This is a genomic window from Halomonas sp. JB37 (assembly GCF_002332255.1).
GTDB lineage: Bacteria > Pseudomonadota > Gammaproteobacteria > Pseudomonadales > Halomonadaceae > Vreelandella > Vreelandella casei.
Genome location: NZ_NRGW01000001.1, coordinates 2154758 through 2173064 on the forward strand (window position 1 = coordinate 2154758; position 18307 = coordinate 2173064).

At 51.8% G+C, this 18307-nt stretch carries 16 protein-coding genes and 1 pseudogene; 9 read left to right on the forward strand and 8 right to left on the reverse strand.

Annotated elements, in window-relative coordinates; all coding sequences use genetic code 11:
• The first annotated feature begins 141 nt into the window (after positions 1–141).
• From CIK78_RS10005 to sthA, 8 genes are all read left to right on the forward strand, one after another.
• Complete coding sequence (locus CIK78_RS10005; RefSeq protein ID WP_096279612.1) at positions 142–1521, forward strand: Na(+)-translocating NADH-quinone reductase subunit A; 1380 nt, start codon at positions 142–144, stop codon at positions 1519–1521.
• The gene (locus CIK78_RS10010) at positions 1521–2747 is read left to right on the forward strand and encodes an NADH:ubiquinone reductase (Na(+)-transporting) subunit B (RefSeq protein WP_096279614.1); all 1227 of its coding nucleotides are present in this window, start codon (positions 1521–1523) and stop codon (positions 2745–2747) included. Before CIK78_RS10005 ends, CIK78_RS10010 begins: the two co-directional genes overlap by 1 nt.
• Positions 2747–3568: a Na(+)-translocating NADH-quinone reductase subunit C gene (locus CIK78_RS10015; protein ID WP_096279616.1), complete on the forward strand. Its 822-nt coding sequence runs from the start codon at positions 2747–2749 to the stop codon at positions 3566–3568. Before CIK78_RS10010 ends, CIK78_RS10015 begins: the two co-directional genes overlap by 1 nt.
• Positions 3569–3570: 2 nt before the next feature.
• A complete protein-coding gene (locus CIK78_RS10020) occupies positions 3571–4239 on the forward strand; it encodes an NADH:ubiquinone reductase (Na(+)-transporting) subunit D (RefSeq protein WP_096279618.1) in 669 nt (222 codons plus the stop codon).
• Between the two features lies 1 nt (position 4240).
• Complete coding sequence (nqrE, locus tag CIK78_RS10025) at positions 4241–4858, forward strand: NADH:ubiquinone reductase (Na(+)-transporting) subunit E (protein ID WP_096279620.1); 618 nt, start codon at positions 4241–4243, stop codon at positions 4856–4858.
• 71 nt (positions 4859–4929) lie between these two features.
• Positions 4930–6162: an NADH:ubiquinone reductase (Na(+)-transporting) subunit F gene (gene nqrF / locus CIK78_RS10030; RefSeq protein ID WP_096279622.1), complete on the forward strand. Its 1233-nt coding sequence runs from the start codon at positions 4930–4932 to the stop codon at positions 6160–6162.
• A 306-nt stretch (positions 6163–6468) separates the two neighbouring features.
• Positions 6469–6723 carry a (Na+)-NQR maturation NqrM gene (gene nqrM, locus CIK78_RS10035; RefSeq protein WP_096279624.1) on the forward strand — a complete coding sequence of 85 codons (255 nt, stop codon included), beginning with the start codon at positions 6469–6471 and terminating at the stop codon, positions 6721–6723.
• 92 nt (positions 6724–6815) lie between these two features.
• Entirely contained in the window at positions 6816–8207 is a 1392-nt protein-coding gene (gene sthA / locus CIK78_RS10040; RefSeq protein WP_096279626.1) for a Si-specific NAD(P)(+) transhydrogenase, read from the forward strand.
• A 128-nt stretch (positions 8208–8335) separates the two neighbouring features.
• Here sthA and CIK78_RS10045 read toward each other — a convergent pair whose 3' ends face one another.
• The 5 genes from CIK78_RS10045 to leuS form a co-directional block, all read right to left on the reverse strand.
• The gene (locus CIK78_RS10045; RefSeq protein ID WP_096279628.1) at positions 8336–9265 is read right to left on the reverse strand and encodes a PA2778 family cysteine peptidase; all 930 of its coding nucleotides are present in this window, start codon (positions 9263–9265) and stop codon (positions 8336–8338) included.
• Positions 9266–9275: 10 nt separating this feature from the next.
• Positions 9276–9680 carry a PA2779 family protein gene (locus CIK78_RS10050; protein ID WP_096279630.1) on the reverse strand — a complete coding sequence of 135 codons (405 nt, stop codon included), beginning with the start codon at positions 9678–9680 and terminating at the stop codon, positions 9276–9278.
• Positions 9681–9837: 157 nt separating this feature from the next.
• Positions 9838–10905 (reverse strand): DNA polymerase III subunit delta, encoded by a 1068-nt coding sequence (gene holA / locus CIK78_RS10055; protein ID WP_096279632.1) that lies wholly within the window; start codon positions 10903–10905, stop codon positions 9838–9840.
• A complete protein-coding gene (lptE, locus tag CIK78_RS10060) occupies positions 10902–11396 on the reverse strand; it encodes an LPS assembly lipoprotein LptE (protein WP_096279634.1) in 495 nt (164 codons plus the stop codon). Before lptE ends, holA begins: the two co-directional genes overlap by 4 nt.
• Positions 11393–13978, reverse strand: coding sequence for a leucine--tRNA ligase (leuS, locus tag CIK78_RS10065; protein ID WP_096279636.1), 2586 nt, complete (start codon positions 13976–13978; stop codon positions 11393–11395). Before leuS ends, lptE begins: the two co-directional genes overlap by 4 nt.
• A 161-nt stretch (positions 13979–14139) precedes the next feature.
• Between leuS and CIK78_RS10070 the strand changes: the two genes are divergently transcribed.
• Complete coding sequence (locus CIK78_RS10070) at positions 14140–14661, forward strand: zinc ribbon-containing protein (RefSeq protein WP_096279638.1); 522 nt, start codon at positions 14140–14142, stop codon at positions 14659–14661.
• Positions 14662–14747: 86 nt separating this feature from the next.
• Here the strand turns inward: CIK78_RS10070 and CIK78_RS10075 are convergent, their stop codons facing one another.
• The 3 genes and pseudogenes from CIK78_RS10075 to CIK78_RS10085 all read right to left on the reverse strand — a co-directional run bounded on the left by CIK78_RS10075 (position 14748) and on the right by CIK78_RS10085 (position 18105).
• Entirely contained in the window at positions 14748–16064 is a 1317-nt protein-coding gene (locus tag CIK78_RS10075; RefSeq protein WP_096279640.1) for a hypothetical protein, read from the reverse strand.
• 534 nt (positions 16065–16598) lie between these two features.
• The gene (locus tag CIK78_RS17795) at positions 16599–16826 is read right to left on the reverse strand and encodes a phage integrase N-terminal SAM-like domain-containing protein (RefSeq protein WP_141393036.1); all 228 of its coding nucleotides are present in this window, start codon (positions 16824–16826) and stop codon (positions 16599–16601) included.
• A gap of 202 nt (positions 16827–17028) precedes the next feature.
• Positions 17029–18105: pseudogene (locus CIK78_RS10085) on the reverse strand (IS3 family transposase).
• Between the last annotated feature and the right edge of the window lie 202 nt (positions 18106–18307).

Genomic DNA, 18307 nt, shown 5'->3' on the forward strand with positions numbered 1-18307 from the left:
AGAGGGATTTTTCGGGGTGGTTCAAGTGCTGCTTGGGCCTGACTGGTAACAATCTGAGCAGAAAACAAGAATTCACTGAGCAGAAAAGAAGCATTCGAACCCCATACCTTCGTATATCCGATCCAACAACTGGGCGAGACTATGATCGAAGTCAAAAAAGGCCTGGATCTCCCCATCACGGGAGCGCCCGAGCAGCGTATTGAAGATGCGCGGCCTGTGCGCCACGTGGCAATCCTGGGTACTGACTACGTTGGCATGAAGCCAACAATGGAAGTTCAGGAAGGGGATAAGGTCAAACTAGGCCAATTGCTCTTCACCGATAAGAAGATTGATGGCGTGCGCTATACAGCGCCTGCTGCCGGTGAAGTGCTTGCAATAAACCGTGGCGAAAAACGTCGTTTGCTATCTGTTGTGATTAAAGTTGATGAGACTGAGGAGGCGATTGAGTTCGCAGCTCATGATCGTAATGCCATCGCACAGCTTGATCGTCAGATCGTAGTTGATCAGCTGGTGGAATCTGGGCTGTGGACAGCGCTACGCACGCGTCCATTCTCGCGTACGCCAGCTATCGACAGCACGCCGGTCGATATTTTTGTGACTGCCGTGGATACCCATCCGCTGAGCCCTGACCCTGCGCTGATCATAAATGAGCAGCCGCAGGCATTTGAAGACGGCCTCAAGGTGTTAGCGCGCCTTACCGAGGGCAACGTTTTCCTATGTACAGGTGAAAAGGGTGCAGGTGAAAAGGGTACAGGCGAAAATGCCTCTATTCCGGGCGGCGATATTGACGGTGTGAAGATTGAAAGCTTTGGGGGGCCTCATCCTGCCGGCTTGGTCGGGACCCATATTCATTACCTTTCCCCGGTCGCACTGCATAAAAAAGTGTGGCACATCGGCTATCAGGACGTGATTGCGTTCGGCAAGCTGTTTGTAGAAGGTAAGCTGGATGTGAGCCGTGTTATTGCCATCGGTGGTCCGCGTGCGGAGAATCCACGTCTTATTCGTACACGCCTAGGTGCTAATACGGATGAGCTGCTGGACGGCGACGTTATCAAGCCTGATGACACTCGCGTCATTTCTGGCTCTGTTTTTTCTGGTTTTGCTGCAGAAGGCAAGTTGACCTATCTAGGCCGCTTTGGCAACCAAGTGAGCTTGCTAGAAGAAGGCAATAAGCGCACATTCATGGGTTGGATGTCTCCCGGTGTTAATCGCCACTCGGTTTTGGGAATTTATATCTCCAAAATTAAAGGGCTGAGCAACTATGCACCGACGACGTCAACGAATGGTTCTGAGCGTGCGATGGTGCCCATCGGTGTCTACGAGAAAGTGATGCCACTAGACATTATGCCTACTCAACTTTTGCGTTCGCTGATCGTGGGTGACATTGAAGCTGCCATGCAGCTTGGGTGTCTTGAGCTGGACGAAGAGGATCTGGCGCTGTGCACGTACGTTTGCCCTGGCAAATACGAATACGGCCCTATCCTGCGTGACAATCTCTCCATGATCGAGAAAGAGGCGTGATGATGGGTATTCAACAGACACTCCAAAATATCGAGCCGCATTTCCACAAGGGCGGAAAATACGAAAAGTTCTATCCGTTATTTGAAGCGGTAGATACTATTTTCTACTCACCGCCTAGCGTTGCTAAAACGACGGCCCACGTGCGCGATGGTATTGATCTTAAGCGTATGATGATCACCGTTTGGCTGTGCACTTTCCCTGCCATGCTATTTGGTATGTGGAATGCCGGCTGGCAAGCTAACGTCGCCATTGATGCGGGTTACGCGTCAATGGGTGGCTGGCGCGAAGCGATCATGATGACCTTGGCGTCGGGTCATGATTCCAGCAGCTTATGGGCTAACTTTGTTCTTGGTGCTACCTACTTCTTACCTATCTATTTGGTAACGTTTGCAGTGGGCGGTTTCTGGGAAGTGTTGTTCGCGATTAAGCGTGGCCACGAGGTGAACGAAGGTTTCTTCGTGACGTCAGTGCTGTTTGCGCTGATTCTTCCCGCCACTATCCCGCTTTGGCAAGTTGCTTTAGGCATCACCTTTGGTGTGGTCATTGGCAAGGAAATCTTCGGTGGTACGGGCAAGAACTTCTTGAACCCCGCACTGACGGCGCGTGCATTCCTATACTTCGCTTATCCGGCGCAAATCTCGGGTGACTCTGTATGGGTCGCAGCCGATGGCTATACGGGAGCCACTGCGCTTTCCTTAGCATTCCAGGACGGCATGACGGCGTTGACCAATACCTTTAGCTGGTGGGATGCCTTCCTTGGCTTTATCCCAGGCTCTGTGGGTGAGGTTTCCACGCTGGCCATCTTTATGGGGGCGGCGGTTCTGCTGTGGACACGTATTGCCTCCTGGCGGATCATGCTGGGTGTATTCCTGGGCATGGTGGCCACCAGTACACTCTTTAACCTGATAGGCTCCGATACCAACGCCATGTTCGCCATGCCTTGGTACTGGCATCTGGTTATTGGCGGGTTTGCCTTCGGTATGGTGTTCATGGCGACTGATCCGGTGTCAGCCTCGATGACTAACCAGGGCCGCCTTATATTTGGTGCGCTGATTGGTGTGATGACTGTCTTGATTCGTGTTGTGAACCCGGCCTTCCCAGAAGGCATCATGCTTGCGATTCTGTTCGCGAACCTGTTTGCACCGCTGATTGACCATTTCTTCGTCCAGGCCAATATCAAGCGCCGCGTTAAGCGTACCGGTGTACCGGCCGAGGAGACTGCCTAATGGCACAAGGTAATAACTCCATCAAGAAAGTCCTGATTGTGGCCTTTGCACTGTGTATTGTGTGCTCGGTCATCGTCTCGACGGCGGCGGTTGCACTGCGCCCCGCTCAGCAGCTCAATCAGGAACTTGACCGTAAAACCAATATCCTCAACGTTGCCAAGCTCTATGAGCCCGGTATGGACGTTGAGGAGGCCTTTAGCGAGCAAATCACCGCCCGCGTTATCGATTTGGATAGCGGCGAATACACTGATGAGTTCGATCCCGATACGTTTGATAGCTTTGAGGCTGCGCGGGATCCCGCTACCGGCCGCACGCTGTCAGGCGATCAGGATATTGCAGGCCTTTCGCGGGTAGAAAACTACGCGACGGTATATCTGATTGGTGACGAAAACGATCCAGAGCAAATTGTGCTACCTATTCGTGGCCAAGGGCTTTGGGGACTGATGCGGGGCTTCTTAGCGGTAGAGGGTGATGGCAACACGATCGTTAGTATCACCTACTACGAGCACAGCGAAACGCCAGGCCTAGGTGGGGAAGTAAACAACCCACGTTGGCAGGCCCAGTGGGAAGGTAAGAAAATTTACGATGAAGAGGGCGACCTCTCACCGGCAATTCACCTTACTAAGGGCGGCGCGAGCGACGACTATGAAGTGGACGCGTTATCTGGCGCTACGCTAACCAGTAATGGCGTGACAAACATGCTGCGGTTCTGGTTAAGCGAGGAAGCATTCGGGCCGTATTTGGCGAAATTCCGCAGCGGTACTGAGCCGGAAGATGCCGAAGGCACCGATACTGACTTCGAAGACGTTGAGGGGGCTTAATCATGGCGGACGTAAATGCAAAAGGCGTTTTAACGGCGCCGATTTTTAGAGACAACCCCATCGCACTGCAGATTTTGGGGATTTGTTCAGCACTGGCAGTAACGACAAGCATGAGCGTGTCGCTGGTAATGGCGCTGGCGGTTATCTTTGTGACTGCGTTCTCAAACTTGTTCGTTTCGTTGATCAGGAATCACATTCCGTCATCGATTCGTATCATTGTGCAGATGACCATTATTGCATCATTGGTTATCGTGGTAGATCAGATTCTCAAAGCCTACGCTTATGAGATGTCCAAACAGCTTTCTGTGTTTGTAGGCCTGATCATTACCAACTGTATCGTTATGGGCCGTGCAGAAGGCTTTGCGATGTCTAACTCGCCAGGTCTGTCGTTCTTAGACGGTATCGGTAACGGCTTAGGCTACGGCTTTGTACTACTGATTGTCGGTTTTGTACGTGAGCTGCTGGGCGCTGGAAGCATCTTTGGCTTCACCGTCCTCCAGACGGTTCAAGACGGTGGCTGGTACGTTCCTAACGGCTTGCTGCTGTTACCGCCTTCGGCGTTCTTCATTATTGGTCTGCTGATTTGGGTTATGCGTTCGGTTAATCCAGAGCAAGTAGAAAGTAATGAGTTCAAAATGAAGGAAAACACCCAGCCCAAGGAGGCCGTGTAATATGGAACATTATCTGAGTCTTTTTGTTGCCTCGGTGTTTGTTGAGAACATGGCGCTGGCCTTCTTCTTGGGCATGTGTACCTTCTTGGCTGTTTCCAAAAAGGTTTCTTCTGCGATTGGTCTCGGTATTGCCGTTATCGTTGTATTGACCGTTACGGTACCCATCAACAACTTGGTGTTCACCTACTTGCTGCAAGAAGGCGCACTAACGTGGACGGGTATCAGCGGTGCTGAAAATATTGATCTTTCGTTCCTTGGGCTGCTTTCCTATATCGGTGTTATTGCTGCACTAGTACAGATCATGGAGATGTTCCTTGATAAGTACGTGCCTTCGCTCTACAACGCGTTAGGTGTATTCCTGCCGCTAATCACCGTTAACTGCGCCATTTTAGGTGGCGTACTGTTCATGGTTGAGCGTAACTACAACTTTGGCGAATCAGTGGTCTATGGTTTTGGCGCAGGCACGGGCTGGGCGCTGGCGATTGCCGCTCTGGCGGGTATTCGTGAAAAGTTGAAGTACAGCGATGTGCCGGGTGGGCTGCAAGGACTGGGCATCACTTTCATCACCGTGGGTCTGATGTCGTTAGGCTTTATGTCTTTCTCTGGCATTCAGCTTTAATCGGAGCCGGTTTTTCTCGGCGATGCTCGCGTCGCCGGGTTATACAAAACCTTCAGCAATAGGAAACCGACATGGTTGATACAACAGTCATCTTGCTCGGTGTTGTCATGTTCACGGTCATCGTTATTAGCTTAACGGCGATCATTCTGGCAGCGCGCAGTAAGCTAGTTAGTAGCGGGGACGTGACCATTGAAGTCAATGGCGACCCTGAGCATACGTTGAGTACGCAAGCCGGTGGTAAGCTGCTAAACACGCTTGCTGCTAACGGTATTTTCCTCTCTTCAGCTTGCGGTGGCGGCGGTTCCTGTGCGCAGTGCAAGTGCCGTGTAGAAGAGGGCGGTGGCTCCATCCTGCCAACCGAAGAATCGCACTTCACTATGCGTGAGAAGAAAGACGGCTGGCGTCTATCTTGTCAGGTACCTGTGAAGCAGGACATGAAAGTAGAAGTGCCTGAAGAAGTCTTTGGCGTTAAAAAATGGGAATGTGAGGTTGTTGCTAACCCCAACGTTGCCACCTTTATCAAAGAACTGAACTTGAAACTGCCTGAAGGTGAGGAAGTTGCCTTCCGTGCAGGTGGCTATGTGCAGCTAGTCGCACCGCCTTACGACATCAAGTTTTCTAATTTTGATATTGAGGAAGAATACCGCGGTGACTGGGAAAAATTTGACATGTTCAAAGTTTCCCACAAGAGCAACGAGGAAGTTATTCGCGCTTACTCGATGGCTAACTACCCTGATGAAAAGGGTATCCTTAAGTTCAATATTCGTATTGCAACGCCGCCTCCCGGTACTAGCCATGCGCCTGGTTTGATGTCTACGTTCGTCTTCAACTTAAAAGAAGGCGACAAAGTGACTGTCATGGGGCCATTTGGTGAGTTCTTCGCCCGCGATACTGATGCTGAAATGATCTTTATCGGTGGTGGTGCAGGTATGGCGCCAATGCGCAGCCATATCTTTGACCAGCTAAAGCGTTTGAAGTCGGATCGCAAGATCACCTTCTGGTACGGTGCGCGCTCTTGGCGTGAAACGTTCTATAACGAAGAGTACGATCAGTTAGCCGAAGAGTTCCCTAACTTTGAGTGGCACTTGGCGCTTTCTGATCCACAAGACGAAGATAACTGGGAAGGCCCTACAGGCTTCATCCATAACGTGCTGTACGAAAACTATCTAAAGGATCATCCCGCGCCTGAAGATTGCGAGTACTACATGTGTGGGCCGCCGATGATGAATGCCTCTGTTATCAAGCTGCTGCTGGATATGGGTGTCGAGCCAGAAAACATCTTACTGGATGACTTTGGCGGCTAATCAATCATCAAGATTGTAAGTCGACAGCCTCGATAGGCCGTAGTAGATATAGACGTGATAAGCGGGGCTGGCCTTTTGGGCTGGCCCCGTTTGTTTATGGATTACCCTCAATAGGCGGGCGCTTATAACCTCTGATCCGCTGATGTATAATGAGTGTACAAAATAAGCTTGTAAGGCACTTCTTGGCAGGTAAGCTGTCGACAGTTACCTGTAGAGAGAGCTACTTGTAGAGAGGACTACTGGCAAGCGACAGTTTAGGTGCAAGCAAAGCATCACTATGAAAATAAGCAGTGTTGGGAGATTGATATGACTATTTGGCTACTGGCATTTGGTTTTATGGCACTGATCATGTGCGCCATGGCCGTGGGTGTGCTTATGGGCCGTAAACCCATAGCGGGCACATGCGGCGGCTTGAATCAGCTTGGATTAAAAGAAGGCTGCGATATTTGTGGCGGTAAAGACGACGTGTGTGAAGAAGAGAATCGCAAGCAAAGCAGTATTCGCCGCCGCAGCGACGAAAGTCGCGGCGCTGATCTAGGTTACGATGTGACCCGTCGATAGCCAGGTATGTACTAGGCGAAAAGCGTATGTTTAAAACGTGCAGCGCTTATTTCGTGAGACGAGTATAACGGGAAGAGGGAGACGCAGAGAGTATGGCGGTTCATAATTACGATGTCGTGGTAATCGGTACGGGGCCTGCAGGGGAAAGCGCAGCCATCAATGCTGCAAAGCATGGCAAGCGCGTAGCGATTGTTGAGAAACAAGCCCAGGTGGGGGGGAATTGTACTCACTGGGGGACGATCCCTTCTAAAGCATTGCGCCATCAGGTCAAACAGATCATGGCGTTCAACACAAACCGAATGTTTCGCGATATTGGTGAGCCGCGCTGGTTCTCTTTTCCTAAAGTGATGGAGCGCTCACGCGGAACCATCGACAAACAGGTAGAGATGCGCACCACGTTTTACGCGCGTAACCGTATTGACCTGTTCCATGGCGTTGCCCGTTTTAAAGACGAACACACCTTAGTGGTACGTGATCGCCAAGAAGGCATGGAAGAACTAGTCGCTAAGAAAATAGTTATTGCCACTGGTTCACGCCCCTATCGTCCGGCGGATATTAACTTCCGTCATCCGCGCATTTATTGCTCTGATACTATTTTAAGCCTCTCGCACACGCCGCGTACGCTAGTGATTTTCGGGGCTGGTGTCATTGGCTGTGAATACGCGTCGATATTTTCAGGCTTAGGCGTCAAAGTTGATCTCATTAATAACCGGGACAGCCTGCTGTCGTTCTTGGACGATGAGATAAGCGATGCCCTGTCTTATCATCTGCGTAAGCACGGTGTCTTGATTCGCCATAACGAAGAATACGCCAGCGTGGAAGGTGATGAGTCTGGTGTAGTAGTGCATTTAAAGTCAGGTAAAAAACTGCGCGCTGATGCTTTCCTATGGGCGAACGGTCGTACCGGTAATACGGACAGCTTGGGCCTGGAGAACATTGGCCTGAGTGCGAATGGCCGGGGGCAGCTAAGTGTTGATGAACATTATCGTACCGAGGTTTCGCATGTCTATGCGGCGGGCGATGTAATAGGTTGGCCAAGTCTTGCCAGCGCCGCTTACGATCAAGGCTTGAACTCGTGTAATGAGCTGCTCGATAAAGAATATCGGTTTGTCAGCGATGTGCCGACAGGCATTTATACTATTCCTGAAATCAGCTCATTCGGGGCCAATGAGCGCGAATTGACGGAAGCTAAAGTGCCCTATGAAGTCGGCAAGGCTTTCTTTAAAGATACCGCCAGGGCACAGATTACGGGCGATATCGTGGGCATGCTTAAAATCCTTTTCCACCAAGACACCCTGGAAATACTCGGTATCCACTGCTTTGGCGATCAGGCTTCTGAAATTTTGCATATCGGCCAGGCGATTATGCAGCAGAAGGGCGAAGCCAATACCCTGAAGTACTTCGTTAACACGACCTTCAACTATCCGACGATGGCTGAAGCTTATCGAGTGGCGGCTCAGAATGGCTTAAATCGCGTTTTCTAAGTTTTTGTCTAGCCAGTCAGGCTGCCTTTTCCTTTGAGAAGGCGGCCTGATGGATATGCCTTAGCAACTACTCAATTCTAGCAACGCTCCAATCTCAGTAACTATCCAATCTCAGTAATTATCCAATCTCAGTAATTATCCAATAACTGCTGGGCCTTTTTTTGCCAGCTACCTGGTAATGAAGCCGCCTGAGTTAATGCGTCTCTAGCTAATTCAGTCGATCCTTGTTGAACAAGTAATAGGCCGCGATTTAGCCAAGCCGCGCCCATCTCAGGGTCAATGTCGGTTGCCTTCTCAAATGCCTGAAGCGCTTGGTCGGGTTGCTGGTCTGCGTAAAGAGCGTTGCCTAGCGCAAACTGACCTATTGCGTTAGCAGGGTGGTGCTCTACGAACGTTTGCCAGCTTGAAAGTGCTGCCCGAGGCCCGTGGCTCTCTTCATAGGCACTAATGGCTTCTAACGCATTGCGTGCGGTAATGCCGGCAGGCAGGGAGCCTGGCTCTGCGACCACAAATCCCCAGCGCTGGGTGCGTGCCCAGGTCGCGTCAAAGCGGCTAAAGGACAGGGTATGACGTTCAATTTCGCCGCTGCGCAGAATAAGCGTTTCGCTAGGGAGGTCATAGCCAATCGCGATAGCGTAGTGCCACATAGGGTAAATCGGCAGAGATAAATTTTGCATTACGACTACTGGATCGCCTGCCGCTAAGTGGCCGAGTAACGCATCCATTGTGCCACGAATAGGATATGCCAACTGCTCATAGCGTCTAACGGTTGCCAGCATTTCGGGCTGTACGCTGCCATCCCGCCCGGGTAAGAATACCTGAGGAATGAGCTTATCAACCTCTGCATCCACGTCTTGGTAATTGAGCGCCATGGCCAGCGTGGCAGGCCCACATTGGAATTCCGTTTGAGCGTAAAAAGGCACGCTTTCAATTTCGGCGTGCGCCGGCAGGTTGCTGTAACTGCTTTGTAGCAATACCGGATTACGGGCACAGGCGCTGAGTAGCAGAAGGATCATAAAAACGCCCGCAAAGCGGGCGTAAAAAAACGTGTTGGTCATGTGCTGCCTATCAACGAGTAAACGGATAAACGTCTGTCAGGCCGAGAATGTCGGTAATCAGCAGAATGATAAATACCGCAAACAGTACACCGATAACACCGCCACCCGCACCAGCAGGCATTAGTTCTAGCTGATCAGCCATCTGCTGTGCTTCAGAATCGCTAAGCGCCGCAACACGCGCATCTACTTCGTCTAGGTCAACACCCTGCTTTAGTAGCTGATCCTGCACGTCTGCGCGGGCTAACACTTCATTGATACGCTCGCGATCAGTGCCAGCACGATCACCTGCTAAAACAGATTGGGTAGAGACTAGATCCATTGAGTGAGGCGTAACAGGTGCTGCAGCAACGGGCAAGCTGGTAATAACGAGCGCTGCAATCAGCAGGGTAGAGAGGTAAGCACGCAATGTTTTCATCGTCTTGTTCCTTAGACTAGTCAGGGGGAGTACAAGCTTTTTTGTCGCTTGAATCAACAGTATAGAAATAATTTGCCAAATTTTTAAGCCCAAGAGCAAAAGTACTCATTATTTGCACTAACGTGGCTAGTGTTCATCATCGTATTTACGCTGCCGATTAACCGTGCGCATTAACGCGATAGGTCCAGGCTGTTTCTGCAAGCAGCCCACGCCCACCGGCAATGGTCATGGCCAAATCATGCAGCCCGGGCCATAGGGGGACTGCCGCGGCGCCTTTTACGGCCAGATCTAGCCGCTGGGCCATTAGCAGCAGTTTGTGAAGACGCTTCATGGGCAGGCGGGCAATAGCTTTCTGGTAAGCAGGGCGTCGCTTGTCAAAGATCATCGGCTTTTGGGTTTTGCAGGCGTGCTCAAAGCTTTGCCCTTGATCCAAATGTTGATGCAGCGAAAGCAGCGTTCGCAGCTCGCGACTCAGTGCCCAAAGTACAATCGGGGCTTCGACGCCTTCACTCTTTAATCCATTAACAATGCGAGACGCGCGACTGGGCTCACCTTTCAAACAGGCGTCGGCTAAATTAAATACATCGAACCGAGTGCTGTCTTCGACGCCTTGGGCAATGCTTTCTACATTTAAGCGCGTGCCCTGAGGATGAATCAAAGCCAGTTTTTGCAGCTCTTGATCAGCGGCGAGCAAATTGCCCTCAGTACGTTCGCCCAGTAGGCGGGCCGCATCCAGCTCTATTTGCAAGCCGTGCCTTGAGGCGCGATCACGCAGCCAATAACCCAACCGCGAGGCATCGACGGGCCATACCGGTACAAACAAGCCCTGCTTATCTAATGCTTTAAACCAGGCGCTTTTTTGCTGCTTGGCGTCTAGCTTCCCCATGCTGATGAGCAGTACGTCGTCACTGTTATCCAAGGTTTCGGCGTACTGTGCCAGCGCTTTGCTACCATCCTGCCCAAGCTTGTGATTGCCTACCCGTAATTCCAGCAGCTTATTGGTCGCAAAGAGCGATAGGTTGCTGGCCACTTCAATCAAGCGCCCCCAGGCAAAGTTCGCTTCAACGTCCAGCACTTCGCGCTCTTCGATACCAGATTGCCGCGCTATCATTCTTACCGCATCGCAGGCATCGCGGTGCTGTAGCGGCTCGTCGCCGGCTACAATGACCACGCGCGGCAGTTTTTTTGCCAAAGCAGCGGGTAGCTGGTCGGCAAATACTTTCACTGCATGGCCTCAATGTTGGCAAGGCGTTCTATTATCCGCTGCGACAGCTCGCGAGCAAGCGTTTGCTCAGCCTCGGCAAACAGCGATTCGCGATTTAGCAGGTCATCATCATTAACGCGAATACGACTGCTAGAGGATAGCGTCGCGTTATTAATGTGGTAAGCGTTAGAGGCTCGTTCTTGCACGGACAGCGATATGCTTAGGGTGAGTTCATGCTCGCGACTTGCGCGGCCATCACCACCCAAACGACGGTCAACGAGCGACGGCGTGCCAAGCGTTACACGCCAAGGGGCGCCAGGTTCTACCTGGGTACCTAGTTGCCGCAGGCGAGTTGTTAGCTGCTGGGCAACCGCGCTGTTGTTATCGCCTTCCAGTGCTAGCGTGGGCAGGGTGGGCAATGAATCACGACCACGTAACCGAAAGCCACAGCCGCTTAAGAGCACCGCCGCTGAGGCGGCGATGCTTGTGGTTAAAAACGTACGTCGGTTCATCCGCTCACCACAATGTTGACCAATTTTCCGGGCACCACGATCACTTTACGCACGGTGTTACCTTCAAGATAACGCTGGACGTTTTCGTGTTCCATGGCGAGTGTTTCGATAGACGCCTTATCGGCACTGGCGGGCACTTCAAGGCGAGCGCGCAGCTTACCGTTGACTTGCACGACGAGCTCAATACTATCGCGGGTAAGCGCCGCTTCATCAACCACCGGCCACGTTGCTTCAATAGCAGGGCCGCTATGTCCCAGCGTCTCCCACAGGCTATGGCACAAGTGTGGCGTAATCGGTGCTAGCAGCAAGACGCCCGCTTCCAAGGCTTCGCGGCTTACCGCTAACCCCAGCTCAGACGTATCGTCGAATTTGCTGATGGCGTTGGAAAGCTCCATAACGGCGGCAATCGCGGTATTGAACGTGGTGCGTCGGCCGATATCATCGCTGGCTTTCTTGATGGTCTCGTGGGTTTTGCGTCGCAGCGTTTTCTGGTCGTCATTGAGCGCGTCAATATTCAGCGAGCCCGGCGTACCGGCGGCTATATGCTCATTGACCTGGCGCCATAGGCGCTTCAAGAAGCGATGGGCGCCTTCAACGCCGGAATCAGACCACTCCAACGACTGCTCAGGCGGGGCGGCGAACATCATGAATAGCCGCACGGTATCCGCACCGAATTTGTCTATCATCGACTGCGGGTCAACGCCGTTGTTTTTCGACTTGGACATCTTCTCGATGCCACCCATCTCTACCGGCTGTCCATCGCTCATGAGAATGGCGCTTAATGGGCGGCCTTTCTCATCGCGCTTAACGTCAACATCCGCTGGGTTAAACCACTCTTTACCGCCGTTATCTTTTATGCGGAAGAACGTTTCCGCAATGACCATGCCTTGGGTCAGCAGCTGTTGGAAAGGCTCGTCAGAATCCACCAGACCAAAATCACGCATTAGCTTGTGGAAGAAACGGGCATACAGCAGGTGCAAAATGGCGTGTTCGATGCCGCCGATATAAAGATCAACGGGCAGCCAGTAGTTGGCGCGCTCATCCAGCATCGCCTCTGTATTATCAGCACAGCAGAAGCGCGCGTAATACCAGGATGACTCCATAAAGGTGTCAAAGGTGTCGGTTTCACGTGTCCATCCATCGCCTAGATCAGAGAACGCCGGCATTTTTTTCAGCGGCGAACCAGAAGCGTCAACGGTGACTTCCATGGGCAGCGCGACCGGCAGCTCAGCATCGGTAAGCGGTACCGTTTGGCCCTCTGGGCCGTATTTAACCGGGATGGGTGCGCCCCAATAACGCTGGCGGGCAACGCCCCAATCACGCAGACGGAAGTTGGTTTTTACTTCGCCGCGGCCAAGCTCGGCAAGTTTTGTGGCAATGGCGTCGAAGGCTGCTTGAAACTCAAGGCCATCAAACTCGCCTGAATGGATCAGGGCGCCATGTTCGGTATAGGCGCTTTCGGAAAGATCAGGCGCTTGGCCATTTTCATCGGCAATCACCGCTTTGATCTCAATCCCGTACTTAGTCGCAAACTCCCAGTCGCGCTGGTCGTGGGCAGGTACCGCCATGACCGCGCCGGTACCGAATTCCATTAACACGAAGTTTGCGACAAACACCGGCACTTCATCGCCCGTCAGCGGATGAATTGCTAAATGGCCGGTCGCCATGCCCAGCTTCTCTTTCGTGGCCATTTCGGCTTCTGAGGTGCCGCCTTTGGCGCACTCGTCACAGAAGGCCGCAAGCGCCGCGTTCTGCTCAGCCGCCTGTTTGGCCAGCGGGTGGCCGGCGGCTACCGCTACGTAAGTCACACCTAACAGCGTATCTGGGCGAGTGGTGTAGACCGCTAGCGGCTCGTTGGCGTTGCCATCAGCATTCTTCACATCAAAGGTCAGCTCGACGCCGCGAGATTTACCAATCCAGTTGCGCTGCATGGTTTTAACCTGCTCCGGCCACTCGACTTTATCGAGGTCCGTGAGCAACTCTTCAGCGTAATCAGTAATCTTCAAGAACCACAGCGGGATCTCTTTACGCTCTACCAGCGCACCGGAACGCCAGCCACGGCCGTCAATGACCTGTTCATTAGCGAGCACGGTTTGATCAACCGGGTCCCAGTTGACCGTTGACATCTTTTTATACACCAAGCCTTTGTCGACTAACTTGGTGAAGAACCACTGCTCCCAGCGGTAGTAGCTGGTATCGCAGGTGGCGAACTCGCGGCTCCAATCGTAGGCAAAGCCCAGTGCCTTCAACTGGTTACGCATGTAGTCGATGTTTTGATAAGTCCACTCGGCCGGCGGGACCTGGTTTTGGATGGCGGCGTTTTCCGCCGGCATACCGAACGCATCCCAGCCCATGGGCTGCATGACATTTTTGCCCTGCATGCGGTGGAAACGCGATACAACGTCGCCGATAGTGTAATTACGCACGTGCCCCATGTGCAGCTTACCGCTGGGGTAGGGGAACATGGAAAGGCAGTAAAACTTCTCGCGATTCGCGTCCTCTACTGCTTTGAAGCACTGATGTTTGTCCCAGTACTGCTGGGCGTCGCGTTCAATTTCACGAGGGCTATAATGTGCGTCCATCGGTTTATTCATGCCTTGGCGTATTCGCCCAAAAGGGGCGCAAAGTGAATGTGAGATGACATCTGTCAGATAAGTAAGGCTGATTGTATCCTATGCAGGTGTATCCTTGAACGGTAAGCCGATGATAGGAAACCGCATGCGTCGACAAAAGGAGAGGCACCATGAGTGAACATCAGAATGACAATCGCCTACGCGAAGGCTATGAACGACTGTTAGAGCGGATGCAGGGAGGCGCAAACGACCTAACTTGGCAAAATTTACAGAAGGATTTGGACGATGCAGTTGAATTCGAATCAGACCTTGAAGAGTACACCAAAGACGAGCTAGCCCTGCTGCGAGCCTGGGTAGAGCGCGATTTGAAAGATATGCGCTACTACATGGCCGATACCGGTAAGCAGGTGGCCAGCTGGTTAGGTATCGACCTGGACGGCCTTTCCCGCCGCGTGGCTGAATCACTGCTGTCGGTTGCCGACCGCAGCGTGGTGGACCGTGAGCGCTTCGAGGATGATTTAGAAGCAGCCCGTGCCGATTACTGCGAAGGTGAAATGGCGGCGCCCGGTTTAATGGCCTGCGTGCATTGCGATGCCCAGGTCACGCTGCCCACCGTGGCGCGTTTAGAGCCCTGCCACGAGTGTGGCCATCGTTATTTCTATCGCTTCCCTAATAAAATTATCGAAACTTAAGCGGGCGCTATCTGACGTAAAGGCTTTGGCCTGGCAGCTCTTAATAGGGCTGCCAGGCTGAACTTGGTATGGCTTAAGGGCAACGATTAATTCACCAAGTAGCTCAATCCGGCAATCGAAGCCAGTGAAAGCAGGCTCATCACGCCTGCATAAAATAAATTGTTTTTCATCATGCGATAACCACTAACGCCATAGCGACCTTGCAGGGATAGATTGATACCCGACAGTGGCCCCACGCTAGTGCCTATTGCCCATGAGCACAGCCCCGCAAATGCAAAAAGGGTATGTTCGCTGCCTTGCAAACTCACCATAGAAGCCAGTACCGAAATCCCGATGATCGGGTGAAGGCCCGCCAGCGCACTTAGCACAATCGCGAGAAAACTGATCATGCCTTGTGCAGCCCCAAACGATGCAAACAGTGTCCAATCGTTGCCTGCTATTGAAGCGACCAATGTCGACAGGCCTAGCGTTAAAAGCCCGGCTGCTAAAAATAGCGAAATCTCTCCGCGCATTGCCGGTAAGCGCGTAGTGGTATGCTGGCGAATGCGGCGAAATGTGTAGCGTGGCCCATCACGCAAGTTATAGAGCAAGGCCACCATTGGGATTAAAAAGGTAATAATGCCTACAATGGATAGCCTAGGTGTGAGCCAAAAGTGAAACACCATCACCAGAAGCGCCATTATCCCCGGCATTAGCAGGCTGCTCGGCGCGAGGGAAAAACCATACACCTCACGCAGGTCAAACCGGCGGCCAAGTTCAAGCGTGGTTAATAACCCCGATAACAAAGCTAGCGGCAAGCCAAACATTGCCACATAGGAGTACTGCATCTCTGGGGCTAGGGCGATCACGATGCCCATTGAAGCAAAGAAGGGTGACCACGTGGCGGCACTTGAAAGCCCGCGATTAAGCGCTAAAAACTGGGGCATGGAAAGCGGGCCTGAACGTGCCAGCCGGTCGCCCACCATAATAATCGTCGACATGTTCAAAATCGTGCCCAGAAAATGCACGCCTAGCCATGTCCGTAAAATGCCGCCGTAGCCTGTTAACTTTTTACCCGGCGCTTTTTTTCGCCCCTGCTGTTTGCCCACCAAAGTAATAAAGCTAACGCCTACCAGCATGGCCGCCACAAAGGCATTCCCTTGTAGCATGGCAGGCCAGTCCACCTCGGCGTCATACACAACGCGCGCCACTAACAGCATTAATAGGCCCAAGCCCATCAATACTCCGGCTTGAATGCGCGAGCGTTTAGGAATATCCCGCCAAAGCAGCGCCACTGCCAGCCACAGCAAATAGCTCACCGCGTGCGCCGTATGTAATAAGCCCGTAAAACCGATAATCTGAGCGATTAATCCAAACAAAATCAGCACGCCCGCTAAACGCTGCTGAGAAGTGGTCTCTTGCATGCCAAGCCCTTAGTAATGAATTAGCAGGCTAATCGGATTTGCGGAAGAAGGCCAGCAGTAAGCTAAGAGCGAGGCACCTGCGAAAGTACCGCACAGCGGTGCCAGATCAATGCAACCAGCAAGCTGTTGTCCTCAAAGGCAACGCTTTTATAAAACGGCATTATCACAGCATGGGCGGCTTGCAGAAAACAGCCATTGCCAACCCGAGGAAATACCCGCGTTTAGATACTGCGATCCAGCGCACGGGCGAAAGTGACTGGTATGCGACCCAATGCTAGCCGATAAACAAGTTTCCTGCCCTGACGGTGATGATATGGCATTCGGTATCAATATCTCTGATGCGCAAACGACATGTTTCGATGAGCCGCAGTCCTCAGCCATACATCAAAGTAGCCATTAAATTCATCGAGCCAGATAAGTGGTTTAATAGCAAATGGGGAGTCGATGTGGGCGTTTTGCTTGGAAAAAAATGCCAATATCGCCCAGTGGCTTATCGAGTACATGGCGATAGATGAATACAAGCGCGGTAAGCGCTTAGTTCTCTGTTGATGCTGCTACGTATCGCTCAACGGCAAGGTGTTCAAGAAAAGCCTGCACTTCGGCAGGGCCCATAGTGGCAGGGGTGACGCACCCCATGATAGCGAATGAGGTAGCGCATCCAATAACAGTAGGTTTTTTTTCAGTACGTGGACTGTAGCGCTTTACCCGCATCACTACCTTGACACGATCCATCAGCTTCGGTGGCTTGTTTTGCATATCCATATGGTCATTGCTCCATGATGGTGTATGGATATACAAAATTATTGAGTTTGGCAAAGCGCGCAAACTCTGCAAATACAGCCTAATTATTATTAATTTAAAGTCATATGGTTATATGGGAACAAGTAGGCTACCTTTGCTAAGGAATCATGCTAGCGCGTTCATCCAATCATGGGATGCGCCGTCTTGAATCGCCCCGGATATTCTAGACACCCGTTAGGCTCTTAAAGTAACGCCTTTCATACTCAACCGGTGATAAGTTATCACTTGTCCCGTGTCGGCGCTTTGGGTTGTAGAACATTTCAATGTAATTGAACACGTCACGTCTAGCCGCTTCGTGTGTCGAATAAATCTGTCGCTTGATTCGCTCTCGCTTGAGGAGTTGAAAGAAGCTTTCAGAAAGCTTTGCCAGTCTCCACTGCTGAACTGGCTTCCTTGATCCGAACACACCCTCACTGTTCGTCGCCAGACTGCCGATAACAAAGCATCCAGCACTCATTCTGTGGTCATAGGAGACTTCATCGACCAGCCAACCACTTGACGAGAAAACAGGTCGATAACCACCGCTAAGTAAAGCCAGCCTTCGTACGTTCAGATGTACGTGATATCCGTCACCCAAGCAATATTTGGCGCTGCTACTTCAAACTGACGGTCTAAATAGTTGAGTGATACAACAGCCAGTTTTCCACCGCCATAGCAGCCAGGGCGTCGTCGATAGCCCGTCTGAGAGCGTAAACCTTCCCTGCGCATCAGGCGGGCTACTCGGTGCTTACTGCAGGCTTCACCAGCCTCATGCAAGTCCTGATATACCTTGCGATAGACATATAAACCGCCGCTTTCAAGTCACGCATGCTTGATCAATCCCAAGAGATGCTGATCACACCGATCTCGATTAGACAGTGCTTTTTTGCACCATGCGTAGTAGCCGCTATGGTGCACAGCCATCATGCGGCACAAACGCCGTATCGGATATTGGCTCGCATGCTTTTGAATAAACGCGTACCTCAGTCGGACTCCCTGGCGAAGTACGCGGTGGCCTTTGTTAATATATCTCGCTCTTCTGACACGCGTTTTAGTGCAGCCTTCAAACGACGGTTTTCAGCTTGGAGATCATCATCTTCATGCCGTTGTTCTACCGGCTTATCGTAGCGCTTGATCCACTGGTACAAGGTGTGGCCTGGCACGCCTAACCGCTCAGAGACCTCGGCAACGCGATGGTCGCGTTCTACCACTGTTTGATGGCTTCGATTTTTAATTCTTCAGTGTAACGGGGAAGGTTCATGGATCCTCCTAGATGCCGTCAGTATAAGGCCAGAAGGTGTCTACGAAACCTGGGGCGATTCAATTTATTCAGGCTGATCCACATAATAGCCAGAATTATAATCGGTACAGTTATGTGTTAAATCACCCGATGAGTCATATCGATCCGAGTAGATATTTTTTCAAAAATCTTGGAAAGTTTGCTAAGAATAATTGGCGTACAA